This window comes from Paraburkholderia sp. BR14320 (assembly GCF_040948665.1).
Classification (GTDB): Bacteria; Pseudomonadota; Gammaproteobacteria; order Burkholderiales; family Burkholderiaceae; genus Paraburkholderia; species Paraburkholderia youngii.
The window spans coordinates 1-2,074 of the sequence record NZ_JBFPKG010000167.1 but is presented as its reverse complement, the minus strand read 5'-3'; the positions used below and the strand labels follow the sequence as shown (position 1 = coordinate 2,074).

The window sequence follows — 2,074 nt, the reverse complement described above, 5'->3', positions numbered from 1 at the left end:
CTCTTCGGCCCCATCGGCAACATTCCACCTGCCGAGGCAGAAGCCGCTTACTATGCAAATCTCGCTGAGTCTGTCACTGTGGCATGACGCAAGCAAAACGGTCTCCGGAAAACCCGGGGCGGCTCAAGTCATATCAGTTCTAGGGAAAGTTTGTTGCCTGCATTTTCTGTCCGCGCGATCACCTTCTGGATCGGTACGTCAACCCGATGTGCCGGCACAGCATGAAACATGCAGGAATATCAACGACTGCTGGCTGTCGCGCCGCACTTACGCTGAAAAATCCAATCGCATGAACGACGAACGGGATCGAAAAACTCCCCGACGGGGTTACGGGAAGTGGCAATTTCCGATGAGCCGATCAGAATCGTTCGATCGCTGGGGTAGTGTCAGACGAAGAATGGAGCTTCGCGGCATCGTATCTGCCGTTGATGGATGGGGATGCGTCGCGGCGTAATATGAGTTGCGCAAGATGTCTAATGCGTTGCGCTGGATGGCTCGCGCTGGGGCTGCGTGGCGAATGCTGCCGACGAACTTTCCGCCGTGGGAACTCGTGTACCGGCAGACGCAACGATGCCTGGTGGCCGGCTGTTTTCGAGTGCATGGTGAGCGATCTTTGTCCGCTCATTCGTGTCGCACAGGCGCGCCGGGAGCAATCCAGCGCTGCGATCCTTGATGACCGTACGATGTAATCGACAAGTGAGAGCGGTCCACGCGCACGCAAAGACGGCTACAAGCGCAAGCGTGGCAGTAAGGTGCGTACGGCGGCCGATACGCATCCGACAGATGCTCGCCGTGCACGTACACCGGCCAACGAGTAGGAGCGCGCACAAGTGGCGGAACTGGCGTGCCAGGTGCAAAAGTAGCAACGGAAGAAACCCTGAAAGTGGCCTTTGCCGATCAGGGTTACACGGGTGACGACCCTGCACACGCCGCGGGCGCTCAAGGAATTGATCTCTAGGTGGTTAAGGTCGATGCAGCAAAAACGGATTTCACACCCGCAGGTCTGCACTTTGTCGGCTTCGCCACGCTTATGCTCGTCCATGCGATCCGAGTAATTCGAAGTTCATAACACCGTCTAAACAGGCTTGCGAACAGGATGCCGATGCGGGCGTCACACTGGCCCAGCTGATTTACGTGTTGATAAAAGGTAAAGATGCATTTGTGGGGGATGGTCAGTTTGATGACAAGGGCCTTGTGGCCTACTTGCGATCTCACCTGGAAGCTCACGAGATGTCGGCAGTAATTGCTGCAGTGACACGCTATAACAACCGTGCAACCGAGCCAGGGTTGAAGCTATGTGCCGACGAACCTGACTCCGCGCGCCTTGCAGTACTGTGCGGAGACGAGATTCTCACGGTTGACCTGCTGCGCTTGGGTACCAGTGAAACAGTTCAGGGCGTCGGGGCCGCAGAGGAGACTCAGAATAGCGGTATGGAAGCGAGTGTAATCTCAGATCAGGAATACGTCGATGCGCTTCGCGTCATGGACAGCTCAGGTCGTGGTGAGACCATCATCAATGCTTTGGAGAGGAACATCCTCGGCGAATTGTCTGAGGAAGAGGACTTTCTCGAGGTAGGGGTTGGTACTGGCATCGTTACAAATGCAATCTCGAAGAACTTTAAGCGTACATCTATCGTGGAGATCAATCCCGATCTGATGACGCATATTAATTTTCTGCCTGAGATGGTTTTTCACGAGTCGGTGATTAACGTGAAATTGCCCGTGGGCCGTTATGATCTTGTGCTTTGCTCTGACGTGTTCTATCGGTTCTCAATTGAGGAAATAGAGGTGGCGCCGGAATTTCGGACAAGGTCGGTAAGTGGAACGGTCGGGGCCTGAGCTGGTCATAGGGACCAGCAAAAGGAACCCAAAGATGGCAAAAAGAAGCCGCCGGTCAAGGCGGGGTTGCTGAGCGGAAAGCGATGATCGACCGTGCACACGCGCTACCTACTACCAGCCTCAACCGGTCAACGAGACGGAACTGAAACTGATGCGCCGGATCGACGAGCTGCATCTTGAGTTCCCGTTCGCGGGAGCGCGCATGCTGGTACGTCTGCTGCGCCGCGAAGGCATC

1 protein-coding gene and 2 pseudogenes are annotated in these 2,074 nt (G+C 55.5%); all 3 read left to right on the top strand.

The annotated features are described in order from the left end of the window. Positions 1–428: 428 nt before the first annotated feature. Positions 429–1,069, top strand: a pseudogene (locus AB3X89_RS39545) (transposase). A gap of 65 nt (positions 1,070–1,134) precedes the next feature. Next, positions 1,135–1,839 carry a hypothetical protein gene (locus AB3X89_RS39540; RefSeq protein ID WP_368587976.1) on the top strand — a complete coding sequence of 235 codons (705 nt, stop codon included), beginning with the start codon at positions 1,135–1,137 and terminating at the stop codon, positions 1,837–1,839. A 50-nt stretch (positions 1,840–1,889) separates the two neighbouring features. Then, positions 1,890–2,074, top strand: a pseudogene (locus tag AB3X89_RS39535) (IS3 family transposase); the annotation flags it as partial.